Below are 466 nucleotides of genomic sequence, written 5' to 3' on the forward strand. Positions count from 1 at the left end.
GTAATGTCGGGCGAGAGCTTCACGGGTCAGAAGACGGCGCCGCGCCATGATCGGATGTCTCCTTCATGTGTCCGGAAGGGGATCGTTGGACGGACTGTCCCGGACAAGTGCAACACGTCATGGAATACAGCCGTGTGCTGTGTCTCATAAAGGTGGTACCATATGTTTTGCAGTCATGGGGACTTATACGTTACACTTTCCCGTATGACACACATAATGATCGGCTATGCCCGCTGCTCGACGGACAAACAGGATCTCGCGGCCCAGCATCAGGAACTGCTCAAACTCGGTGTTTCTGCCGATCGTATTTACACCGACAAGGGCTTCACCGGCACGAACCGGGAAAGGGCCGGCCTTGACCAGGCACTGGCGGCTGTTCGTAGTGGCGATACTTTTGTCGTACCAAAGCTTGATCGACTGGCCCGCGCTGTCCCTGATGCACGGCGTATTGGCGACCGCCTGGCAT

Annotated in this window: 1 protein-coding gene; it reads left to right on the top strand. The window is 56.4% G+C overall.

The features are described 5' to 3' along the window. Positions 1–204 precede the first annotated feature (204 nt). Positions 205–466 (top strand): recombinase family protein (locus KP705_RS17530; RefSeq protein ID WP_215765206.1); only part of this gene is annotated, 262 nt, incomplete at its 3' end.

The organism is Gluconobacter sp. P1D12_c (assembly GCF_018812105.1).
Lineage (GTDB): Bacteria > Pseudomonadota > Alphaproteobacteria > Acetobacterales > Acetobacteraceae > Gluconobacter > Gluconobacter oxydans_A.